This is a genomic window from Streptomyces sp. NBC_00193, from assembly GCF_026342735.1.
Lineage (GTDB): Bacteria > Actinomycetota > Actinomycetes > Streptomycetales > Streptomycetaceae > Streptomyces > Streptomyces stoeckheimensis.
Map to the genome: position 1 here is coordinate 2,070,013 of NZ_JAPEMM010000001.1, position 21,711 is coordinate 2,091,723.

22 protein-coding genes are annotated in these 21,711 nt (G+C 69.6%); 6 read left to right on the top strand and 16 right to left on the bottom strand.

Translation table 11 applies throughout. From position 1 onward, the window contains the following. Positions 1-5: 5 nt before the first annotated feature. The 13 genes from OG898_RS08830 to OG898_RS08890 are packed head-to-tail and all read right to left on the bottom strand — an operon-like array spanning position 6 to position 14,228. A complete protein-coding gene (locus OG898_RS08830; RefSeq protein WP_250740935.1) occupies positions 6-1,613 on the bottom strand; it encodes an NADH-quinone oxidoreductase subunit M in 1,608 nt (535 codons plus the stop codon). Position 1,614: 1 nt separating this feature from the next. Continuing rightward, positions 1,615-3,510: an NADH-quinone oxidoreductase subunit L gene (gene nuoL, locus OG898_RS08835; RefSeq protein ID WP_250740936.1), complete on the bottom strand. Its 1,896-nt coding sequence runs from the start codon at positions 3,508-3,510 to the stop codon at positions 1,615-1,617. A gap of 9 nt (positions 3,511-3,519) precedes the next feature. Further along, on the bottom strand, positions 3,520-3,819 hold the full coding sequence (nuoK, locus tag OG898_RS08840; protein WP_112449176.1) for an NADH-quinone oxidoreductase subunit NuoK: 300 nt from the start codon (positions 3,817-3,819) through the stop codon (positions 3,520-3,522). Further along, complete coding sequence (locus tag OG898_RS08845) at positions 3,816-4,628, bottom strand: NADH-quinone oxidoreductase subunit J (protein WP_250740937.1); 813 nt, start codon at positions 4,626-4,628, stop codon at positions 3,816-3,818. The genes nuoK and OG898_RS08845 overlap by 4 nt, the downstream gene beginning before the upstream one ends. Then, on the bottom strand, positions 4,625-5,242 hold the full coding sequence (gene nuoI, locus OG898_RS08850; RefSeq protein ID WP_266956006.1) for an NADH-quinone oxidoreductase subunit NuoI: 618 nt from the start codon (positions 5,240-5,242) through the stop codon (positions 4,625-4,627). The genes OG898_RS08845 and nuoI overlap by 4 nt, the downstream gene beginning before the upstream one ends. Beyond that, on the bottom strand, positions 5,235-6,605 hold the full coding sequence (gene nuoH, locus OG898_RS08855; protein WP_266956008.1) for an NADH-quinone oxidoreductase subunit NuoH: 1,371 nt from the start codon (positions 6,603-6,605) through the stop codon (positions 5,235-5,237). Before nuoH ends, nuoI begins: the two co-directional genes overlap by 8 nt. Further along, positions 6,602-9,109 carry an NADH-quinone oxidoreductase subunit G gene (locus tag OG898_RS08860; protein WP_266956010.1) on the bottom strand — a complete coding sequence of 836 codons (2,508 nt, stop codon included), beginning with the start codon at positions 9,107-9,109 and terminating at the stop codon, positions 6,602-6,604. The genes nuoH and OG898_RS08860 overlap by 4 nt, the downstream gene beginning before the upstream one ends. After that, positions 9,106-10,455 (bottom strand): NADH-quinone oxidoreductase subunit NuoF, encoded by a 1,350-nt coding sequence (nuoF, locus tag OG898_RS08865; RefSeq protein ID WP_250740941.1) that lies wholly within the window; start codon positions 10,453-10,455, stop codon positions 9,106-9,108. The genes OG898_RS08860 and nuoF overlap by 4 nt, the downstream gene beginning before the upstream one ends. Next, positions 10,455-11,210 carry an NADH-quinone oxidoreductase subunit NuoE gene (nuoE, locus tag OG898_RS08870; protein WP_250740942.1) on the bottom strand — a complete coding sequence of 252 codons (756 nt, stop codon included), beginning with the start codon at positions 11,208-11,210 and terminating at the stop codon, positions 10,455-10,457. Before nuoE ends, nuoF begins: the two co-directional genes overlap by 1 nt. After that, complete coding sequence (locus OG898_RS08875) at positions 11,207-12,562, bottom strand: NADH-quinone oxidoreductase subunit D (RefSeq protein ID WP_250740943.1); 1,356 nt, start codon at positions 12,560-12,562, stop codon at positions 11,207-11,209. Before OG898_RS08875 ends, nuoE begins: the two co-directional genes overlap by 4 nt. Next, positions 12,562-13,302 carry an NADH-quinone oxidoreductase subunit C gene (locus tag OG898_RS08880; protein WP_250740944.1) on the bottom strand — a complete coding sequence of 247 codons (741 nt, stop codon included), beginning with the start codon at positions 13,300-13,302 and terminating at the stop codon, positions 12,562-12,564. The genes OG898_RS08875 and OG898_RS08880 overlap by 1 nt, the downstream gene beginning before the upstream one ends. Next, positions 13,299-13,853 carry an NADH-quinone oxidoreductase subunit B family protein gene (locus OG898_RS08885; RefSeq protein ID WP_243339941.1) on the bottom strand — a complete coding sequence of 185 codons (555 nt, stop codon included), beginning with the start codon at positions 13,851-13,853 and terminating at the stop codon, positions 13,299-13,301. The genes OG898_RS08880 and OG898_RS08885 overlap by 4 nt, the downstream gene beginning before the upstream one ends. Positions 13,854-13,868: 15 nt before the next feature. Next, on the bottom strand, positions 13,869-14,228 hold the full coding sequence (locus OG898_RS08890; protein ID WP_030010013.1) for an NADH-quinone oxidoreductase subunit A: 360 nt from the start codon (positions 14,226-14,228) through the stop codon (positions 13,869-13,871). A 782-nt stretch (positions 14,229-15,010) separates the two neighbouring features. On the opposite strand from OG898_RS08890, the gene OG898_RS08895 reads away from it, so the two are divergent. Continuing rightward, on the top strand, positions 15,011-15,868 hold the full coding sequence (locus OG898_RS08895; RefSeq protein WP_250740945.1) for a C40 family peptidase: 858 nt from the start codon (positions 15,011-15,013) through the stop codon (positions 15,866-15,868). A 178-nt stretch (positions 15,869-16,046) separates the two neighbouring features. Here the strand turns inward: OG898_RS08895 and OG898_RS08900 are convergent, their stop codons facing one another. Beyond that, a complete protein-coding gene (locus tag OG898_RS08900) occupies positions 16,047-16,460 on the bottom strand; it encodes a hypothetical protein (RefSeq protein ID WP_250740946.1) in 414 nt (137 codons plus the stop codon). A gap of 376 nt (positions 16,461-16,836) precedes the next feature. Between OG898_RS08900 and OG898_RS08905 the strand changes: the two genes are divergently transcribed. Then, on the top strand, positions 16,837-17,163 hold the full coding sequence (locus OG898_RS08905; RefSeq protein WP_266956015.1) for a hypothetical protein: 327 nt from the start codon (positions 16,837-16,839) through the stop codon (positions 17,161-17,163). Positions 17,164-17,179: 16 nt separating this feature from the next. Here the strand turns inward: OG898_RS08905 and OG898_RS08910 are convergent, their stop codons facing one another. Continuing rightward, positions 17,180-18,184, bottom strand: coding sequence for a hypothetical protein (locus OG898_RS08910; RefSeq protein WP_266956017.1), 1,005 nt, complete (start codon positions 18,182-18,184; stop codon positions 17,180-17,182). Positions 18,185-18,374: 190 nt separating this feature from the next. Here OG898_RS08910 and OG898_RS08915 point away from each other — a divergent pair, with 190 nt between their 5' ends. The 3 genes from OG898_RS08915 to OG898_RS08925 are packed head-to-tail and all read left to right on the top strand — an operon-like array spanning position 18,375 to position 19,362. Beyond that, positions 18,375-18,674 (top strand): hypothetical protein, encoded by a 300-nt coding sequence (locus OG898_RS08915; RefSeq protein ID WP_266956019.1) that lies wholly within the window; start codon positions 18,375-18,377, stop codon positions 18,672-18,674. A 2-nt stretch (positions 18,675-18,676) separates the two neighbouring features. After that, on the top strand, positions 18,677-18,919 hold the full coding sequence (locus tag OG898_RS08920; protein ID WP_147420012.1) for a hypothetical protein: 243 nt from the start codon (positions 18,677-18,679) through the stop codon (positions 18,917-18,919). Further along, the gene (locus OG898_RS08925) at positions 18,913-19,362 is read left to right on the top strand and encodes a DNA-binding protein (protein WP_250740950.1); all 450 of its coding nucleotides are present in this window, start codon (positions 18,913-18,915) and stop codon (positions 19,360-19,362) included. Before OG898_RS08920 ends, OG898_RS08925 begins: the two co-directional genes overlap by 7 nt. A 66-nt stretch (positions 19,363-19,428) precedes the next feature. Here the strand turns inward: OG898_RS08925 and OG898_RS08930 are convergent, their stop codons facing one another. Beyond that, a complete protein-coding gene (locus OG898_RS08930) occupies positions 19,429-20,712 on the bottom strand; it encodes a geranylgeranyl reductase family protein (protein ID WP_250740951.1) in 1,284 nt (427 codons plus the stop codon). A gap of 47 nt (positions 20,713-20,759) precedes the next feature. Here OG898_RS08930 and OG898_RS08935 point away from each other — a divergent pair, with 47 nt between their 5' ends. After that, on the top strand, positions 20,760-21,338 hold the full coding sequence (locus tag OG898_RS08935; protein WP_250740952.1) for a GNAT family N-acetyltransferase: 579 nt from the start codon (positions 20,760-20,762) through the stop codon (positions 21,336-21,338). Positions 21,339-21,711: the final 373 nt, after the last annotated feature.

The window sequence follows — 21,711 nt, forward strand, 5'->3', positions numbered from 1 at the left end:
GGTGCTCACTTCGCCCCCTCCCCGTTCTTGGCCTCGACAGTCACGTTTTGAATGGGCACAGCCGGCTTCGGGTCGGTCTGCTTGACGTCCGACATGGTGTGCTTCACCGCCGGGTTGACGATGTCGGTCAGGACCTTCGGGTAGACGCCCAGACCGATCAGCAGCGCGATCAGCGGGGCGACCACCAGGACCTCCCGCAGGCGCAGGTCCGGCATGGTGCGGACCTCCTCCTTGACCGGGCCGGTCATGGTGCGCTGGTAGAGGACCAGCGTGTAGAGCGCCGCCAGCACGATGCCGAGGGTGGCGATGATGCCGACGACCGGGTACCGGGCGAACGTGCCGACCAGGACCAGGAACTCGCTGACGAACGGGGCGAGGCCGGGCAGCGACAGGGTGGCGAGACCACCGATCAGGAAGGTGCCGGCCAGGACCGGGGCCACCTTCTGCACGCCGCCGTAGTCGGCGATGAGCCGGGAGCCGCGCCGCGAGATCAGGAAGCCGGCGACCAGCATGAGCGCCGCCGTCGAGAGCCCGTGGTTGACCATGTACAGCGTCGCGCCCGACTGGCCCTGGGAGGTCATCGCGAAGATGCCCAGGATGATGAAGCCGAAGTGCGAGATGGAGGCGTACGCCACCAGCCGCTTGATGTCCCGCTGCCCGACCGCGACCAGCGCGCCGTAGACGATGCTGATCAGGGCCAGGACCAGGATCACCGGCGTGGCCCACTTGCTGGCCTCGGGGAAGAGCCCGAGGCAGAAGCGCAGCATCGCGAAGGTGCCGACCTTGTCGACGACGGCGGTGATCAGGACGGCGACCGGGGCCGTGGCCTCGCCCATCGCGTTCGGCAGCCAGGTGTGCAGCGGCCACAGCGGGGCCTTCACCGCGAAGGCGAAGAAGAAGCCGAGGAACAGCAGCCGCTCGGTGTTGGTCGCCATGTCGAGCGTGCCCGCGGCGCGGGCGGCGGTGATCTCCTGGAGCGAGAAGTTCCCGGCGACCACGTAGAGCCCGATGACGGCGGCCAGCATGATCAGGCCGCCGACCAGGTTGTAGAGGAGGAACTTGACCGCCGCGTACGAGCGCTGCGCGGCCGCGTTCTCGTCGGACCCGGAGTGCGCCCGGTCCCCGAAGCCGCCGATGAGGAAGTACATCGGGATGAGCATGGCTTCGAAGAAGATGTAGAAGAGGAAGACGTCGGTGGCCTCGAAGGAGATGATCACCATCGCCTCGACCAGCAGGATCAGGGCGAAGAAGCCCTGGGTCGGCCGCCAGCGCGAAGAGTTGGTCTCCAGCGGGTCGGCGTCGTGCCAGCCGGCCGCGATCACGAAGGGGATCAGCAGCGCGGTGAGTGCGATCAGCACGACCCCGATGCCGTCGACGCCCAGTTCGTAGCGGACGCCGAAGTCGGCGATCCAGGAGCGCGATTCGGTGAGCTGGTAGCGGTCGCCACCGGGCTCGAAGCGGACCGCGACGAGCACGGCCAGGGCGAGGGTCGCCAGCGAGAAGAGCAGGGCGAGCCATTTGGCGGCGGTCCGGCGGGCGGCCGGGACGGCCGCCGTCAGGATCGCACCGACCGCGGGGACCGCGGCCGTCACCGTCAGAAGCGGGAAACTCATCTCACACCGCCCTCATCAGCAGGGTCGCGGCGATCAGGATCGCCGTGCCCCCGAACATCGAGACCGCGTAGCTGCGGGCGTAGCCGTTCTGCAGCTTGCGCAGCCGGCCCGACAGCCCGCCGACTCCGGCGGCCGTCCCGTTGACCACGCCGTCGACCAGGCTGTGGTCGACGTAGACGAGGGAGCGGGTCAGGTGCTCCCCGCCGCGGACCAGGACCACGTGGTTGAAGTCGTCCTGGTAGAGGTCCCGCCGGGCCGCCCTGGTGAGGAGCGAGCCGCGCGGGGCGACGACCGGGACGGGCTTCCTGCCGTACATCACCCAGGCGATGGCGACGCCGATGACGAGGACCACCATGGTGGCCAGGGTCACCGTCAGCGCGCTGATCGGCGGGTGTCCGTGCTGGTGTCCGGTGACGGGCTCCAGCCAGTGCAGGAAGCGGTCGCCGATCCCGAAGAACCCGCCCGCGAAGACCGAGCCGAAGGCCAGGATGATCATCGGGATGGTCATGGACTTCGGGGACTCGTGCGGGTGCGGCGCGTGGCCCTCCGCGTCCGGCTGCCAGCGCTTCTCGCCGAAGAAGGTGAGGAGCATGACGCGGGTCATGTAGAAGGCGGTGATCGCCGCACCGAGCAGGGTCACCCCGCCGAGGATCCAGCCCTGGGTGCCGCCCTTCGCGAAGGCCGCCTCGATGATCATGTCCTTCGAGAAGAAGCCCGACAGGCCCGGGAAGCCGATGATGGCGAGGTAGCCGAGCCCGAAGGTGACGAAGGTGACCGGCATGTACTTCCGCAGGCCGCCGTACTTGCGCATGTCGACCTCGTCGTTCATCCCGTGCATCACGGAACCGGCGCCGAGGAAGAGGCCCGCCTTGAAGAACCCGTGCGTGACCAGGTGCATGATCGCGAACACGTACCCGATGGGGCCGAGGCCGGCCGCCAGGATCATGTAGCCGATCTGCGACATCGTCGAGCCCGCGAGGGCCTTCTTGATGTCGTCCTTCGCGCAACCGACGATCGCACCGAAGAGGAGCGTGACGGCGCCGACCACGACGACCGCGGTCTGCGCGTCCGGCGCCCCGTTGAAGATGGCGCCCGAGCGGACGATCAGGTAGACGCCGGCGGTGACCATGGTCGCCGCGTGGATGAGGGCCGAGACCGGGGTCGGGCCCTCCATCGCGTCGCCGAGCCAGGACTGCAGCGGCACCTGGGCCGACTTGCCGCACGCGGCGAGCAGCAGCATCAGGGCGATCGCCGTCAGCTTGCCCTCGCCGGCCTCGGACACCGAGCCGAGGACCGGGCCGAAGGCGAAGGTCCCGAAGGTGGTGAACATCAGCATGATGGCGATCGAAAGGCCCATGTCGCCGACCCTGTTGACCAGGAAGGCCTTCTTCGCGGCGGTGGCCGCGCTGGGCTTGTGCTGCCAGAAGCCGATGAGGAGGTACGAGGCGAGGCCCACGCCCTCCCAGCCGACGTACAGCAGGAGGTAGTTGTCGGCGATGACCAGGAGCAGCATCGCGGCGACGAAGAGGTTGAGGTAGCCGAAGAAGCGGCGGCGGCGCTCGTCGTGCTCCATGTACCCGATGGAGTACACGTGGATGAGCGTGCCCACCCCGGAGATCAGCAGGACGAAGGTCATCGACAGCTGGTCGAGCTGGAAGCCGATGTCGGCCTGGAAGCCCTCCACCGGGATCCAGCTGAACAGCCGCTGGTGGAAGGTCCGGTCCTCGGCGCCCTTGCCGAGCATGTCGGCGAAGAGGGTGAGGCCGATGCCGAAGGAGACGGCGGCGAGCAGGGTGCCGATCCAGTGGCCGGTCTTGTCGAGACGGCGGCCGCCGCAGAGCAGCACCACCGCTCCGAGCAGGGGCGCTGCTACCAGCAGCGCGATCATGTTCTCCACAGCGACCCCTTACAGCTTCATCAGGCTGGCGTCGTCGACCGAGGCCGAGTGGCGGGTACGGAACAGCGACACGATGATCGCGAGACCCACCACGACCTCGGCGGCGGCGACGACCATCGTGAAGAACGCGATGATCTGGCCGTCGAGGTTGCCGTGCATCCGGGAGAAGGTGACGAAGGCGAGGTTGCAGGCGTTGAGCATGAGCTCGACGCACATGAACAGCACGATCGCGTTCTTCCGGATCAGGACTCCCGCCGCCCCGATGGTGAACAGCAGCGCGGACAGGTACAGGTAGTTGACCGGGTTCACTTCGAGGCCTCCTCACGGCCGAGCCGCTCGGACGACCGCTGCTCCAGCGCCTTCAGGTCGTCCAGCGCCTGGCTGGAGACGTCCCTGATCTGGCCGCGGGCGCGCAGCGTCTGGTTGACGGTGAGCTCGGAGGGGGTGCCGTCCGGCAGCAGGCCCGCGACGTCCACGGCGTTGTGCCGGGCATAGACGCCGGGTGCGGGCAGCGGCGGGAGCTGTACGCCCTCGCGTACGCGGCGCTCGGCGAGTTCGCGCTGGGTGGCGGCCCGCTCGGTGCGCTCGCGGTGGGTGAGCACCATCGCGCCGACGGCCGCCGTGATCAGCAGGGCGCCGGTGATCTCGAAGGCGAACACGTACTTGGTGAAGATCAGCGTGGCCAGGCCTTCGACGTGCCCGCCGGAGTTGATCCGGCCGAGTCCGTTGAAGTGGGTGAGCTTGGCGTTGCCGATGCCCGCCATGAGCAGGATGCCGAAGCCGAGTCCGCACAGGACGGCGAGCCAGCGCTGTCCCTTGATGGTCTCGGTCAGCGAGTCCGCGGCGGTGACGCCGACGAGCATGACGACGAAGAGGAAGAGCATCATGATCGCGCCGGTGTAGACGACGACCTGGACGATGCCGAGGAAGTACGCCCCGTTGGCGAGGTAGAAGACCGCCAGGATGATCATCGTCCCGGCCAGGCTCAGCGCGCTGTGCACGGCCTTCTTCATCAGGATCGTGGCCAGCGCGCCGATGACGGCGACCGTGCCGAGGATCCAGAACTGGGCCGCCTCACCGGTGGAGGTGAGGGTGGCGGCCGCGGCGATGGCGCTCATGCCCCCACCCCCTCGGAAGCGTCCTCGGAGGCCGCGGTCTCGCCCTTGGACACGGCCACCTGGCGGACCGTGCCGGGAGCCGCCCCGGTCACCAGCCCGCGGTAGTAGTCCGTGTCGTCCATGCCCGGGAAGATCGAGTGCGGTGCCTCGACCATGCCCTCGGTCAGCCCCGAGAGGAGCTGCTCCTTGGTGTAGATGAGCGCTTCGCGGCTGGAGTCGGCCAGTTCGAACTCGTTCGTCATGGTCAGCGCCCTGGTCGGGCACGCCTCGACGCACAGCCCGCACAGGATGCAGCGGGCGTAGTTGATCTGGTAGACCCGGCCGTACCGCTCACCCGGGGAGTAGCGCTCCTCCTCGGTGTTGTCCGCGCCTTCGACGTAGATCGCGTCGGCGGGACAGGCCCAGGCGCACAGCTCGCACCCGATGCACTTCTCCAGACCGTCCGGGTGGCGGTTGAGCTGGTGCCGCCCGTGGAAGCGGGGTGCGGTGGTCTTTTCCTGCTCCGGGTACTGCTCGGTGAGGCGCTTCTTGAACATGGCCTTGAAGGTCACGCCGAAGCCGGCCACCGGGTTCTGCCACTTCTCGCCCTGCTCGGCGTCAGACTTGTCAGACATTCTCAGCACCCTCCTCTCGGTCACTGTCAGTATTCGCCGCGCCACTGACAATGAGCTCCCGCTCACTGCGGGGCCGCCTGCGCGGTACGGGTGCCAGGTGCTGGCCGGGCTTGGGCGGTACGGGGAATCCGCCCGCCAGGGGGTCGAAGGGTTCGGCCGCGGCTGCCAGTTCGGCGTCCGCGAGGGCCGTCTTCTCCTTCTTGTCGCGGAACAGGTCCGCGACGAAGGACAGCAGCAGGAGCGCGATGACCCCGCCGCCGACGTAGAGCACGATCTCCTGGAAGTCGTAGCTCTCGTTGCGCAGCGCCCGGACGGTGGCGACCAGCATCAGCCACACCACGGAGACCGGGATGAGCACCTTCCAGCCGAGCTTCATCAGCTGGTCGTAGCGCACGCGCGGGAGCGTGCCGCGGAGCCAGATGAAGAAGAACAGCAGCAGCTGGACCTTGAGGACGAACCAGAGCATCGGCCACCAGCCGTGGTTCGCGCCCTCCCAGTACGTGGAGATCGGCGCCGGGGCCCGCCAGCCGCCCAGGAAGAGGGTGACGGAGACCGCGGAGACGGTGACCATGTTGACGTACTCGGCGAGCATGAACAGCGCGAACTTGATCGAGGAGTACTCGGTGTTGAAGCCGCCGACCAGGTCGCCCTCGGACTCCGGCATGTCGAAGGGGGCGCGGTTCGTCTCGCCGACCATCGTGATGACGTAGATGATGAAGGAGACCGGCAGCAGGATGATGTACCAGCGGTCGGCCTGGGCTTCGACGATCGCCGAGGTCGACATCGACCCGGAGTAGAGGAAGACCGAGGCGAAGGCCGCGCCCATCGCGATCTCGTACGAGATCATCTGCGCGCAGGAGCGCAGGCCGCCGAGGAGCGGGTACGTGGAGCCCGAGGACCAGCCCGCGAGGACGATGCCGTAGATGCCGACCGAGGCCACCGCGAGGATGTAGAGCATCGCGATGGGCAGGTCGGTCAGCTGCATCGTGGTGCGCTGGCCGAAGATGGAGACCTCGTTGCCCGAGGGGCCGAAGGGGATCACCGCGATGGCCATGAAGGCCGGGATCGCCGCGATGATCGGGGCCAGGACGTAGACCACCTTGTCGGCCCGCTTGACGATCAGGTCTTCCTTCAGCATCAGCTTCACGCCGTCGGCGAGCGACTGGAGCATGCCCCAGGGGCCGTGCCGGTTGGGGCCGATGCGCAGCTGCATCCAGGCGACGACCTTGCGCTCCCACACGATGGAGAAGAGCACGGTCACCATCAGGAAGGCGAAGCAGAACACCGCCTTGACGACGACGAGCCACCAGACGTCCCTGCCGAACAGGGAGAGGTCTTCGGCGGCGATCTGAACGGTGTTCACGCGCCCACCTCCGCAGGGGAGTCGCTGGTGTCGGCGGGGGTGGCCGGACCGATGCGGACCAGGTCCCCCGGGCGGGCTCCGGCGTCGGCGAGGACCCCGGAGCCGGTGGAGTTCATCGGGAGCCAGACCACCCGGTCGGGCATCTCGGTGATGCGCAGCGGGAGTTCCACGGAGCCGGCCGGGCCGGTCACCGCGAGGACGTCGCCGTTCTTGACTCCGGTCTCGGCGGCCGTGGCGGCCGACAGACGGGCGCTGGCCTCGTGCCGGGTGCCGGCCAGGGCCTCGTCGCCGTCCTGCAGGAGTCCCTGGTCGAGGAGGAGCCGGTGGCCCGCGAGGACCGCCTCTCCCGCACCCGGCCGGGGCAGCAGCGCCCGGTCTCCGGACTGTCCGGCGGCGCGCTCCCCGGCCCACGGGCCGAGCCCGTCGAGCTCCCGGCGTACGGCGTGCACGTCGGGCAGCGCGATCGGCCGGTCGGCAGCGTCGGCCAGCATGTGCAGCACGCGGGAGTCGGCGGGGGCGAGCCGGCGGGTCATCTGCTCGGGCTTGAGCGCGGCCTCGAACGGCCGGACCCTGCCCTCCCAGTTGATGAACGCGCCCGGCTTCTCGGCGACGGCCGCGACCGGGAAGACCACGTCCGCGAGGTCGGTGACCTCTCCGGGCCGCAGTTCCAGGGAGACCACGAAGGCCTCCTGGAGCGCGGCCTTGGCGCGGGCCGGGTCCGGCAGGTCGGCGAGCTCCACGCCCGCGACCAGCAGGGCGGACAGCTCCCGGGTGGCGGCGGCCTCGATGATCTGGCCGGTGTCGCGGCCGTAGCGGTGCGGCAGCTCGTCCAGGCCCCAGGCGGCGGCGACCTCGTCGCGGGCCCGCGGGTCGGTGGCCGGGCGGGCGCCCGGCAGCAGGGACGGCAGCGCGCCCGCCTCGACGGCGGCCCGCTCTCCGGCCCGGCGCGGGATCCACACCAGGGTGGCGCCGCTGGCGGCGGCGGCCCGGACGGCCGCGGTCAGCCCGCCGGGCACGCCCGCGAGGCGCTCCCCGACCACGATGACGGCGCCGGGCAGGCGCAGCGCGTCGGCGGCGGCCTGGCCGCCGTCCTCCAGGCCGGCCTGCGAGGCCAGTGCGTTCAGCCACTCGGGCTCGGTGCCGGGGGCGGCGGCGAGCCAGGTGCCGCCCGCCTTCTCCAGGCCGCGCGTGGCGAACGGGGCGAGGGCGAAGGTCCGCTGCTTGTGCTTGCGGTGGGCCTTGCGCAGCCGCAGGAAGACCCCGGGGGCCTCCTCCTCGGCCTCGATGCCGACGAGGAGCACGGCCGGGGCCGCCTCCAGGGAGGCGTTGGTGACACCGGTGCCGTCGAGGTCCTTGCCGGTGCCGGCGACGGTGGCGGCCAGGAACTCGGCCTCCTCCGCGCTGTGCACCCGGGCCCGGAAGTCGATGTCGTTGGTGTCGAGCACGACCCGGGCGAACTTGGCGTACGCGTAGGCGTCCTCGACGGTGAGGCGTCCGCCGGTCAGCACTCCGGCCCGGCCGCGCGCGGCGGCCAGCCCGGCGGCCGCGGCCTCCAGGGCCTCGGGCCAGCTGGCCGGGGCCAGGACCCCGTCGCTGCCGCGCACCAGCGGGGTGGTGAGCCGGTCGGGGCGCTGCGCGTAGCGGAACCCGAAGCGGCCCTTGTCGCAGATCCACTCCTCGTTGACCTCGGGGTCCTCCGCGGCCATCCGGCGCAGCACCTTGCCGCGGCGGTGGTCGGTGCGGGTGGCGCAGCCGCCCGCGCAGTGCTCGCACACGCTCGGGGAGGAGACCAGGTCGAAGGGGCGGGAGCGGAACCGGTAGGCGGCCGAGGTGAGGGCGCCGACCGGGCAGATCTGGATGGTGTTGCCGGAGAAGTACGACTCGAAGGGGTCGCCCTCGCCGGTGCCGACCTGCTGGAGCGCGCCGCGCTCCAGGAGTTCGATCATCGGGTCGCCGGCGATCTCGTTGGAGAAGCGGGTGCAGCGCGCGCACAGCACGCACCGCTCGCGGTCCAGCAGCACCTGGGTGGAGATCGGTACCGGCTTCTCGTAGGTGCGCTTCTTGCCCTCGAAACGCGATTCGGCGTTGCCGTGGGACATCGCCTGGTTCTGCAGGGGGCACTCGCCGCCCTTGTCGCAGACCGGGCAGTCCAGCGGGTGGTTGATGAGCAGCAGCTCCATCACCCCGCGCTGGGCCTTGTCGGCGACCGGGGAGGTCAGCTGCGTCTTGACGACCATGCCGTCGGTGCAGGTGATGGTGCAGGAGGCCATCGGCTTGCGCTGGCCCTCGACCTCGACGATGCACTGGCGGCAGGCGCCGGCCGGGGAGAGGAGGGGGTGGTCGCAGAACCGGGGGATCTCGATGCCGAGCTGTTCGGCGGCCCGGATGACCAGGGTGCCCTTGGGCACCGACAGTTCGATGCCGTCGATGGTCAGGGAGATCTGGTCCTGCGGCGGGACCGCTGCCTCTCCGCCGCCGGAGGCTGCCGTAGTGGTCACGGTCATGCGGTCACCTCCGTGTCGGCCCAGAGGGTCGACTTCTTGGGGTCGAAGGGGCAGCCCTTGCCCGTGATGTGCTGCTCGTACTCCGCGCGGAAGTACTTGAGCGAGGAGAAGATGGGGCTGGCGGCGCCGTCGCCGAGCGCGCAGAACGACTTGCCGTTGATGTTGTCGGCGATGTCGTTCAGCTTCTCGAGGTCGGACATGACCCCCTTGCCCGCTTCGATGTCGCGGAGCAACTGGACCAGCCAGTACGTGCCTTCGCGGCAGGGCGTGCACTTGCCGCAGGACTCGTGGGCGTAGAACTCGGTCCAGCGGGTCACCGCCCGCACCACGCAGGTCGTCTCGTCGAAGCACTGCAGGGCCTTGGTGCCGAGCATGGAGCCGGCAGCTCCCACGCCCTCGTAGTCCAGCGGGACGTCGAGGTGCTCCTCGGTGAACATCGGGGTGGAGGAGCCGCCCGGGGTCCAGAACTTCAGCCGGTGCCCGGGGCGCATGCCGCCGCTCATGTCGAGGAGCTGGCGCAGCGTGATCCCGAGCGGGGCCTCGTACTGGCCGGGGCCGACGACGTGGCCGGAGAGCGAGTACAGCGTGAAGCCGGGGGACTTCTCGGTCCCCATCGACTTGAACCAGTCCTTGCCCTTGTTCAGGATCGCGGGAACCGAGGCGATGGACTCCACGTTGTTCACCACGGTGGGGCAGGCGTAGAGCCCCTCGACCGCGGGGAAGGGGGGACGCAGCCGGGGCTGGCCGCGGCGTCCTTCGAGGGAGTCCAGAAGGGCCGTTTCCTCGCCGCAGATGTAGGCGCCCGCTCCCGCGTGCACGGTGATGTCGAGCTTCAGCCCGCTCCCGAGGATGTTCTCCCCGAGGTAGCCGGCCTCGTACGCCTCGCGGACCGCCTCGTGCAGCCGCCGCAGCACCGGCACGGTCTCGCCGCGCAGGTAGATGAAGGCGTGCTCCGAGCGGATCGCGTAACAGGCGATGATCATTCCCTCGATGAGGGAGTGCGGGTTGGCGAAGAGGAGCGGGATGTCCTTGCAGGTCCCCGGCTCCGACTCGTCCGCGTTCACGACGAGGTAGTGCGGCTTGCCGTCGCCCTGCGGAATGAACTGCCACTTCATTCCGGTGGGGAAGCCGGCGCCGCCGCGTCCGCGCAGGCCCGAGTCCTTCACGTAGGCGATGAGGTCGTCGGGGGTCATGGCGAGCGCCTTGCGCAGGCCCTCGTAGCCCTCGTGGCGCCGGTAGGTCTCCAGCGTCCACGACTGCGGCTCGTCCCAGAACGCCGACAGGACGGGCGCGAGGAGCTTCTCCGGACTCGTTCCGTTCTTACTCAGTTCGGTGGACACGGTCATCACTCCCCTCCCTCGATGGTGGCCTCGCCGCGCGGGTGCACGATCGGGGTGTGCGGGGCTTCGCCGCGCGCGATGCGCAGGCCGATCAGCGACGCGGGACCGGCGCCGCCGCTCGCCTCGACCGCGCCTTCGCGCTCGTCGGGGAAGCCCGCCAGGATCCGCGCGGTCTCCTTGTACGTGCACAGCGGCGCGCCCCGGGTCGGCTCGACGGGGCGGCCCGCCAGCAGGTCGTCGACCATGGCCTTGGCGGACTCGGGGGTCTGGTTGTCGAAGAACTCCCAGTTGACCATCACCACGGGGGCGTAGTCGCAGGCCGCGTTGCACTCGATGTGTTCGAGGGTGACCTTGCCGTCGGGGGTGGTCTCGTTGTTGCCGACCCCGAGGTGGTCCTTGAGCTCCTCGAAGATGGCGTCGCCGCCCATGACCGCGCACAGGGTGTTCGTGCACACGCCGACCTGGTAGTCCCCGGAGGGCTTGCGCCGGTACATCGTGTAGAAGGTCGCCACGGCCGTGACCTCGGCGGTCGTCAGGCCCAGCACCTCGGCGCAGAACCGGATGCCGGTGCGCGAGACGTAGCCCTCCTGCGACTGGACGAGGTGGAGCAGCGGCAGCAGCGCGGAGCGGCTGTCGGGGTAGCGGGCGATGACTTCCTTCGCATCCGCTTCCAGCCGGGCGCGCGCGTCGGCCGGGAAGTCGGGTGCCGGAAGCTGGGGCATGCCCAGGCTCACCCCTGATACGGGCTGATTGGCTGTCATCGGTCGACGCCTCCCATCACGGGGTCGATGGAGGCGACGGCCACGATGACGTCGGCGACCTGGCCGCCCTCGCACATCGCCGCCATGGCCTGCAGGTTGGTGAAGGACGGGTCGCGGAAGTGGACCCGGTAGGGGCGGGTTCCGCCGTCGGAGACGACGTGCACGCCGAGCTCGCCCTTGGGCGACTCCACGGCCGCGTAGGCCTGGCCGGCCGGTACCCGGAAGCCCTCGGTCACCAGCTTGAAGTGGTGGATGAGGGACTCCATGGAGGTGCCCATGATCTGCTTGATGTGGTCGAGCGAGTTGCCGAGGCCGTCGGGGCCCATCGCGAGCTGCGCCGGCCAGGCGATCTTCTTGTCGGCGACCATGACCGGGCCCGGCTCCAGCCGGTCCAGGCACTGCTCGACGATCCGCAGGGACTGGCGCATCTCCTCCAGGCGGATCAGGAACCGCCCGTAGGAGTCGCAGGACTCGGTGGTCGGCACGTCGAACTCGTAGTTCTCGTAGCCGCAGTACGGGTCCGTCTTGCGCAGGTCGTGCGGGAGGCCGGCGGAGCGCAGGACCGGGCCGGTGGCGCCGAGCGCCATGCAGCCGGTGAGGTCGAGGTAGCCGACGTCCTGCATGCGGGCCTTGAAGATGGGGTTGCCGGTGGCGAGCTTGTCGTACTCCGGCAGGTTCTTCTTCATGGTCTTCACGAACTCGCGGAGCTGGTCCACGGCGCCCGGGGGCAGGTCCTGCGCGAGGCCGCCGGGGCGGACGAACGCGTGGTTCATGCGCAGTCCGGTGATCAGCTCGAACACGTCGAGGATCAGCTCGCGGTCGCGGAACCCGTAGATCATGATCGTGGTCGCGCCCAGCTCCATGCCGCCGGTGGCGATGCACACCAGGTGGGAGGAGAGCCGGTTGAGCTCCATCAGCAGGACGCGGATGGCGGAGGCGCGGTCCGGGATCTGGTCGGTGATGCCGAGCAGCTTCTCGACGCCCAGGCAGTACGCCGTCTCGTTGAAGAACGGCGTCAGGTAGTCCATGCGCGTGACGAAGGTGGTGCCCTGCGTCCAGTTCCGGTATTCGAGGTTCTTCTCGATGCCGGTGTGGAGGTAGCCGATGCCGCAGCGGGCCTCGGTGACCGTCTCGCCGTCGATCTCCAGGATCAGGCGGAGCACTCCGTGGGTGGAGGGGTGCTGGGGGCCCATGTTGACGACGATCCGCTCGTCGTCCGCGCGGGCCGCCGACTGGACGATCTCGTCCCAGTCGCCGCCGGTGACGGTGTAGACGGTGCCCTCGGTCGTCTCGCGCGCCGAAGCGTGGTCGGCGGAGGCGTGGTGTGACGCGCTGTTCGATGTAGGGGACATCAGCTGTACGACCTCCGCTGGTCGGGAGCCGGGATCTGGGCGCCCTTGTACTCGATGGCGATGCCGCCGAGCGGGTAGTCCTTGCGCTGCGGGAAGCCCTGCCAGTCGTCCGGCATCATGATCCGGGTGAGGGCCGGGTGCCCGTCGAAGATCAGGCCGAAGAAGTCGTACGTCTCGCGCTCGTGCCAGTCGTTCGTCGGGTAGACGGAGACGATCGAGGGGACGTGCGGGTCGGCGTCCGGGGCGGTGACCTCCAGCCGCACGATCCGGCCGTGGGTGAGCGAGCGCAGGTGGTAGACGGCGTGCAGCTCGCGGCCCTTGTCGTCCGGGAAGTGCACCCCGCTGACGCCGGTGCAGAGCTCGAAGCGCAGGGCCGGGTCGTCGCGCAGGGTCCTGGCGACGAGGAGGAGGTGCTCGCGCGCGATGTGGAGGGTCAGCTCCGCCCGGTCGACGACGACCTTCTCGATCGCGTTGTCCGGGACGAGGTCCTGTTCCTCCAGCGCCCCTTCGAGCTCGTCGACGACCTCGTCGAAGTACGAGCCGTACGGGCGGGCGCTCGCACCGGGCAGGGCCACGGTGCGCACGAGGCCGCCGTAGCCGCTGGTGTCGCCGCCGTTGCTGGCGCCGAACATGCCCTTGCGGACGCCGATCACCTCGGGGCCGGCCGCTCCGCGGGGTGCGGGCACGTTGTCGCCGTCGCCGGCTTGGGGGCCGCTGTTCACGGCCGGGTCCTCGCTCACCGCAGGAGCCCCTTCATCTCAATGGTGGGGAGCGCCTTGAGGGCCGCCTCCTCCGCCTCGCGGGCCGCCTCTTCCCGGTTCACGCCGAGCTTGCCGCCCTGGATCTTCTGGTGGAGCTTGAGGATCGCGTCGAGCAGCATCTCGGGGCGGGGCGGGCAGCCGGGCAGGTAGATGTCCACGGGGACGATGTGGTCGACGCCCTGGACGATCGCGTAGTTGTTGAACATTCCGCCCGAAGACGCACAAACACCCATAGAGATGACCCACTTGGGAGCGGGCATCTGGTCGTACACCTGCCGCAGCACCGGCGCCATCTTCTGGCTGACCCGGCCCGCCACGATCATCAGGTCGGCCTGGCGCGGGGATCCGCGGAAGACCTCCATGCCGAAGCGGGCCAGGTCGTACCGGCCCGCTCCGGTGGTCATCATCTCGATGGCGCAGCAGGCCAGGCCGAAGGTGGCCGGGAAGACGGACGCCTTGCGCACCCATCCCGCGGCCTGTTCGACGGTGGTCAGCAGAAAGCCGCTCGGCAGCTTCTCTTCCAGTCCCATGGAAAATTCAGCCCCTCAGTCCCATTCCAGGCCGCCGCGGCGCCATACGTAGGCGTAGGCGACGAAGACGGTGAGCACGAAGAGGAGCATCTCGACGAGCCCGAAGATCCCCAGCGAGTCGAAAGTGACCGCCCAGGGGTAGAGGAAGACAACCTCGATGTCGAAGACGATGAAGAGCATCGCCGTCAGGTAGTACTTGATGGGGAAGCGGCCGCCACCGGCCGGCATGGGAGTGGGCTCGATGCCGCACTCGTACGCTTCAAGTTTTGCCCGGTTGTACCGTTTTGGACCGATCAGCGTGGCCATGACCACGGAGAAGATCGCAAACCCTGCGCCGAGGGCGCCGAGCACGAGGATGGGCGCGTACGCATTCACGCTCCTCGCTCCTTCCAGTCGTCCTTGACCGTTGGACCGCTGCCGGCGCCGCGCGCCCCGCCTCGCATGTGAGGCAGTTCACAAGCCGGACTGGTGCGCATCTTATGCCCGGCCATCTGTGATCTGCGACACGGGTTACAACAACGAGTTTGTGATCTCCACCACCTGACGAACGATCATGAAGGCCAATGAGTGGTGATCTTCATACGTGAAGCATCCACATGATCACCAAAGGTGACATCCGCACCTGTCGTTGCAGGTGGAGGGCATGTTGCACTATCAAACCGTGGCCACTGCACGCAAATTGGCGAGGTGGTGCGCGTGATGATAAAGGGATCGGCGTCCCCCGGTCGGGGGACCTCACGCGTACGGGAGTGGACGCGTGCATGCGTTCACGAAGTCGGGGCAGCAGGGCTCCATGAGCACCCCCCGGACACGCCCGCCGGCGAGCCCGGGGGGACCCCGACCCGGCGACGAGTTCACGGTTCGGTCACAGGAGGGCCACAGCGTCCGCATCGCGTGACGCTTCTGTGACCTGCGCCACTCGGAATTCTCGGTACCGAAAGGGGGCTTGGCCATCTGTGCAGGTGGATGGTAGGCCCAGGATCAATTCGGACTTATTGCGGAAACCCCATGATCACAGCCTTGTGAGCGGCTGTCCGATTCGCCCGTTACGGCGTCAATAAGAGGTCCGACGCGCCCGGTTAGCCCGCTTCGCGCACAACTGTGGCGCAGACCACGTTTCTTGAACGGAACCGCGAGGCCCTGATAGCGGTTGACCCATGTCCCTTACCGCTCACATACCCAGCCACCGGAAGCCCCGCCGCAGCGCCTCGAAGCTCGCGGTCCGCGCCGGAGTTGCCGGTGGCGTCCTCAGCACCCTGGCCATGGCCGGCACGGCGAGCGCCACCCCCTCCGCCGAGCCCGTCCACGAGACCACCCTCGAAATGCCGGTCCTCAACCTGGACCTGAGCGCCGAGGTGTCCTCGTCCGTGGCCAAGGCCGCGGAGAACACCCGCGCCGCCGCCGTCGACGGCGAGCTCAACGCCCTGGAGGAGACCGCCCGCACGGGCGCCGCCGCCGAGGCCAAGCAGCTGAAGGCCGACGCGCAGCAGAAGGCCGACGCCGAGGCGAAGGCGAAGGCGGAGGCGGACCGCAAGGCCGAGTCCGAGCGCGCCAACCGCAGCGCGGCCCGCGCTCCGATCCAGAGCAACTCCGGTTCCTCCTCGAACGGCTCCTCCGCGGGCTCCTCGCAGGGCAAGGGCACCGTCACGGCCCCCGTGACCGGCTCCGCCGCCGCCATCGTCAGCTTCGCCCGCGCGCAGGTCGGCAAGGCGTACGTCATGGGCGGCACCGGCCCGTCCTCGTTCGACTGCTCGGGCCTCGTCCAGGCCGCGTACCGCCAGGCCGGCATCAGCCTGCCGCGCATGTCGCAGGCGCAGTCCTCGGCCGGCACCTCGGTCTCCCTGAACGCCCTCCAGCCGGGCGACATCCTGTACTGGGGCTCCAAGGGCAGCGCGTACCACGTCGCCATCTACGTCGGCGGCGGCAAGTTCGTCGGCGCGCAGAACCCCAGCACCGGCATCGTCGAGCGCTCCCTGAGCTACGACAAGCCGACGGGCGCCGTCCGCGTCCTCTGACATCTCCCCGCAGTCCCGGGCCGCTCCCGGTGACGCACGAAAGGCCGGTACTCCCCCGCTCGGGGGTGGAGTACCGGCCTTTCGGCCGTCCTGGGGCTCCCGGAGGCGCCTGGAGGCTCCCGGAGGCCCTGAGGGGGCGTGAGGGGCGTGAGGGGCGCCTGAGGGGCGTGCCGTTCCGTCAGTCGAGGAACGTCGCCGAGGTGATCTTGTTCTTGAAGTTGAGGCTGGCGTTGCCCACGTAGCCCGGGGGGAGCGAACCGACCAGACCGGCGAGGTTCGGATCGGTGGCGACCTTCCACGTGTACGTGTCCCGGTTCCGGTAGGACGCGGTGTCGTCGTTCGTCACGCGGTTCCGGCCGGCGCAGTCCTCCGGCCCGACGAAGAGGTTGTTGTAGAAGTTCCAGTCCGAGGACATCAGGTCGAAGACACAGCCCCCTTGGTTGGAGTTGTAGTAAAGGCCGAACTCGCTGGTTTCCAGATAGCCGTTCCTCTCCGTGTTGGCGGCGGCCGGCCCTGCTGTCACCAGGAGAGCGGCGCCGACGGATACCGCGGCAACACAGCCGGCGGCGATTTTGTTAAGAGTCTTGCTCATGGGGCATTTTCTCCATCTTCAGGGAATTGATTCCGGCCGGGATTAAACCTTCCGGGGCACTGCAGGGCAAGGGTCTTCTCGGCTGTTCAGGCCACAACCACCATGGCGCGTAACGGACTTGTCCGCATTCCGGGCGCCCGATTACGCTCTCCCGCGGCCTTCGCCCCCTCCCCCGCACCGATGCGACCTTCCACTCCGCCGACCGCAAGGGAAACACCTCGTGCGTGTACGCGAAATATCCTCGTCTCTCCTTTTGTGCCTCGCACTGACCGGATGCGGAGGCGGGGAAGTTCCGGGGAAGAACTCCGGAGCGGGAAAGCCCGGAGCCACCGCCGCACCCTCGCTCGCGGCGGCGGACGTCCCGTTCTACACGTGCATGCAGCAGCACGGAATGACCGTCTCCTACGGGGAGAACGGGGCTCCGCACATAGTGGAGAAGGAGAGTCCGCAGTACCCCGAGGCCCAGAAGGCCTGCCTGTCGCTGCTCCCCTCGCCCTCCCCCGTGCAGGCGAGCCCTCAGGAACTCGCCGCCGCGCGCAAGTCCTCCGCGTGCATGAGGGAACGGGGCATCTCCTGGTACCCGGACCCGAATCCGGTCACCGGGGAGGTGCAGCAGCAGGACGGCGGCACCTCCGAGCAGTGGCAGTCGCTCAAGAAGGACCACCTCGACGCCTACCGGACCTGCCTGCCCCGCCCCTCCTGAACGGCCCGCGCCGGGCTCAGAGGAGCCCGGCCGCCAGCTTGTAGCGGGCCTCGCGCTGCTTCTTGTACAGCGCGAGGGTCTCGGCCTGCTCCTCCACCAGCCGCTTCTGGTAGGCGGCTTCCACCGCCGCCCAGATGCCCACGAGGTTCACCTCGCGCTTGCAGGCGACATCGGCCTTGGCCGCGGTGACGGCCTTGGGGCCGCCCGGATCGGCCTCCAGGCCGAGCTTCTGGACCACCTCGTAGGGATCCTTCAGGCCGGTGTACCCCGACTTCTCCATGCACGCCGACCAGCTCTTCAGCACCTCGGCCACCCGCGAATCGCCCTTGGAGCGTTCGTGTGCCTCCGATGCCAGCCCGAACGGGAACAGCAGGTCCACGCTGTCCTTCGTCGGCGCGTACAGCTTGCGGTAGGCCTCCCGCACGCATCCGCCGGCCGGCACCTTCTGCCCGCCGACGTCGATGCCGCTGTCCACCTGCGCGGCCTCCTCCTCGGTCGGCGCGTCCGGGGGCTGCGCGGCGCCCTGTTGCCCGCCCGGCCGTTCACCGTGCATGACCAGGGCGGCGCTCTCGCTCAGCGGGGCGGCCGGGGGCCTGACCGGCGGCCCCTTGCCCGCGTTCACGTCGTAGCCGTGGGCCGCCGCGAACTCCGGATCGGCCGCCCCGAAGAGCACCCGGTGCCGCCCCTCGCGCCCCTGGGCGCCGGCCGGACCGGTCGGCCTGACCTCCTCGTACGGGAACCCGTACCGGGCCATGCACCGGGAGAGCAGCCGCTGCTGCACCTGCCCCATGCGGACCGTCTCGGCGTCGGTGTCCGTGTACGCGTCCAGCGGCAGGGAGAGCGAAGCGGTGGCCGGGGCGACGGCGACCTCGCCGAGTTCCGGCTCCCCGTGCGCGGCGCCACCGCCCTCCGGATCCGAACAGCCGACCAGGACGAGCGCCAGCAGGACGGCGGCCGGGAGGGCGGGGCCCCGCACCGGGCGGCGGAGCGGACGGGGGCGTATGCCGGAAGACCTGTTCACTCTCGGAAATTGAACAGCCCGGCCACTACCGGGGACAAGGCCTTCTCACCTGCTGGTCAGCCAAACTTCTTGCCTCGAAACCGACTTGCCGCTCCGTCCCGCCTGGCGGGCACCCCGTGCCCGACCGGCGCAGCCCTGCGAAGATGGTCCCGGGCGAGCGCGCCCGAGTCGCCCCAGGAAGTGGTGATCCGTGACGACCAGCCCGTCCGACGAAGCCCCGGATGCGGGTGCCGGTGCCGTCCCGGCCGCCGCCGGGCTCGGCCTCCTGTCCCTCGGCGGCTGGCTGCTGACCACCACCCGCCCCTGGCAGAAGCCCGGCTCCCCGCTCACGCTCACCCTGGACTGGACGGCCTCGGGAACCCTGATGGTCTGCGGCCTGGTCCTGCTGACCCGCTGCATCCGCCTGGTCCACAGCACGCCCGAGCCCCCGCAGGGGGCCCTGCACGAGCCATCGGACGAGAAATTTCCTACCGACGGTGTTACGTTTTAGGTATGAGCAGTCACGTGGCACCCCAGGCCGTCGAGCGGGCCGGCAAGAGATCCGTGTCGCTCGCCCAGTCGTTGATCAAGGAAGTCGAGGAACGCGCCGGCAAGAGCGGGTTCTCCTCCGTTGTGGCCGAGGCTCTGGAGGAATGGCTCGCCGCGCAGAAGCTCCGCGAGGTCGTGACCGCCGACCGTAAGGCGTTCGGCCCCGTCTCCGCCGAAGCGCGGCGACAGGCGGAGCAGGAGTGGTAAGCAAGCGCCTCAAGATCAAGGCGAAGAGCGAGGGGACGCTCGTCCTGGACGCCCAGGGGCTTTCGCTGCACGTCGACGGCGACGAGGGGATGCGTGCGCGCATCGAGGTCGCTCAGCAGAGCGGCCGGCGCGTGGCGCTCTCCGCACTGACGCCCTTGGAGGTGCGCCGGACGGGAGAAGCCGCCAAGCGACTCCAGTTCCTGCTGTCCCGGTTCGACGTGAAGCCGGTCAGCGACGCGGTGACAGACGCCGCGGCAAAACTGCTGGACGCCTCGGGCCTTGACGGACACGAATGCCTCGTGGACGCACTCGTGGTCGCCACGGCTGCACTGTGCACGCCCCCGGTACTCCTCGTCACTTCTGACAAGTCGCACATCCCAGCGCTGTGCAAGGCCGCCGAGGAGCTTCCCGGCTCGCCGAAGGTGAAGATCGTCAGCGTCTGAAGGCCGAACGTCGAACGCCGCGAGCCTGACCGCTCAAGTCCTACCGAGCGGCCAGGCCTTGCATGATCAGGCTTTTGGAGCCACCTTCGAAAGGCCGTTGATGACGCGGTCCATCGCGTCGCCGCCCGTCGGGTCGGTCAGGTTGGCCAGCATCTTCAGGGTGAACTTCATCAGCACCGGGTGGCTCAGCCCGCGCTGGGCGGCGACCTTCATGATCTTCGGGTTGCCGATGAGCTTCACGAAGGCGCGGCCCAGGGTGTAGTAGCCGCCGTAGGTCTCCTTGAGGACCTTCGGGTAGCTGTGCAGGGTCAGTTCGCGCAGGGCCGGAGTGGCGCGGGAGTGGGCCTGGACGATGACGTCGGCGGCGATCTGCCCCGACTCCATCGCGTAGGCGATGCCCTCGCCGTTGAACGGGTTGACGAGCCCGCCCGCGTCACCGACGAGCAGCAGCCCCTTGGTGTAGTGCGGCTGCCGGTTGAAGGCCATCGGCAGGGCCGCGCCGCGGATGGGCTGCGTCATGTTCTCGGGGGTGTAGCCCCAGTCCTCCGGCATCGAGGCGCACCAGGCCTTGAGGACCTCGCGCCAGTCCAGCTCCTTGAAGGCGGAGGAGGAGTTGAGGATGCCGAGGCCGACGTTGGAGGTGCCGTCGCCCATGCCGAAGATCCAGCCGTAGCCGGGCAGCAGCCGGTCCTCGGCCCCGCGCCGGTCCCAGAGCTCCAGCCAGGACTCCAGGTAGTCGTCGTCGTGGCGCGGGGAGGTGAAGTACGTCCGCACGGCCACGCCCATCGGGCGGTCCTCGCGGCGGTGCAGGCCCATCGCCAGGGAGAGCCGGGAGGAGTTGCCGTCGGCGGCGACGACGAGGGGGGCGTGGAAGGTGACCTGCGTCTTCTCCTCGCCGAGCTTCGCCGTCACTCCGGTGATGTGGCCGGTACGGGGATCGCGTACGGGCTCGCCCACGTTGCAGCGCTCGTACAGCCGGGCGCCGGCCTTCTGCGCCTGGCGGGCCAGGGTCTCGTCGAAGTCGTCGCGCTTGCGGACGAGTCCGTAGTCGGGGAAGGAGGCCAGCTCGGGCCAGTCCAGCTGGAGCCGCTGGCCGCCGCCGATGATCCGCAGGCCCTTGTTGCGCAGCCAGCCGGCCTCTTCGGAGATGTCGATGCCCATCGAAACGAGCTGCTTGGTGGCGCGCGGGGTCAGGCCGTCGCCGCAGACCTTCTCGCGCGGGAACGCGGTCTTCTCCAGGAGCAGGACGTCAAGTCCGGCCTTGGCCAGGTAATAAGCAGTGGTCGATCCGGCGGGCCCGGCCCCGACGACGATGACGTCAGCGGAGTGCTCGGAGAGGGGCTCGGTCACGGCGGGTCTCCCGAAGGCTCGATAAAGGGTGCCCAACGGCACAAGACATGTGCAGTCTATGCAGCGAGAGAGATCGCGATCCGAAGGGCTGCCCTGTGACCACCTCGCCGACCCGGCCGCTCCCTGTCGTCCAGCTCCGTGTGCCCACGGACGAGGACGCGCACGCCTGGCACCGGGTCTTCCGCGACCCCGATGTCATGGAGTTCCTCGGGGGGCCCGCCGAGCTCTCCTTCTACGAGGAAATCACCGCCCGGCAGCGGATGCACGACGCCCGGCTCGGCTTCTGCCTGTGGACGCTGCTCGACGCGGACGGTGAGGTCCTCGGCTTCACCGGGGCCCAGCCGTGGCCGGAGTCGAAGGGGTGGGGGCCGGTCGGGGAGATCGAGATCGGCTGGCGGCTCGGTCGCTCCGCGTGGGGGCGGGGGTACGCGTACGCGGCTGCGCTGGCGACGCTGGAGCGGGTGCGGGGGGCCGGGGTTCCGGATGTGGTGGCGATGATCGACGATGCGAATGTCCGCTCGATCGCGGTGGCGGAGCGGCTGGGCATGACCCTGGCGGACCGCTTCCCGATCCCCGGCGGCCCCCGCGTGGCCCGCCGCTACGCCCTCACCCTCCAGCCCGCCTGACCCCCGCTGCGCGGGGCCGTCGCCCGCAGCCCGGCTGCGGGTGTCCCGCTGCGCGGGGCGGAGTTCCCCTCCCCGCCCTTCGCCCGTTCCCCGGGCTGCGCCCGGACCCCCCGGGGCTCCGCCCCGGACCCCGCGCCTCAAACGCCGGCGAGGCTGGATATGGCCGACACCGGCGAAAATCCAGCCCCTCCGGCGTTTGAGGAGCGGGGTCCGGGGCGGAGCTCCGGGGAACGGGCGAAGGGCGGGTAGGGGACCTCGCCCCGCAGGGCAAACCCAGCCGCACCCGCCCACCGGGCTCGCGCCGGAACGGCCGTGGCGGCAGCCCCGACCGGGCCACCGACGGACGGAGTCCGGCGCAGCGGCGGGAAGCCGG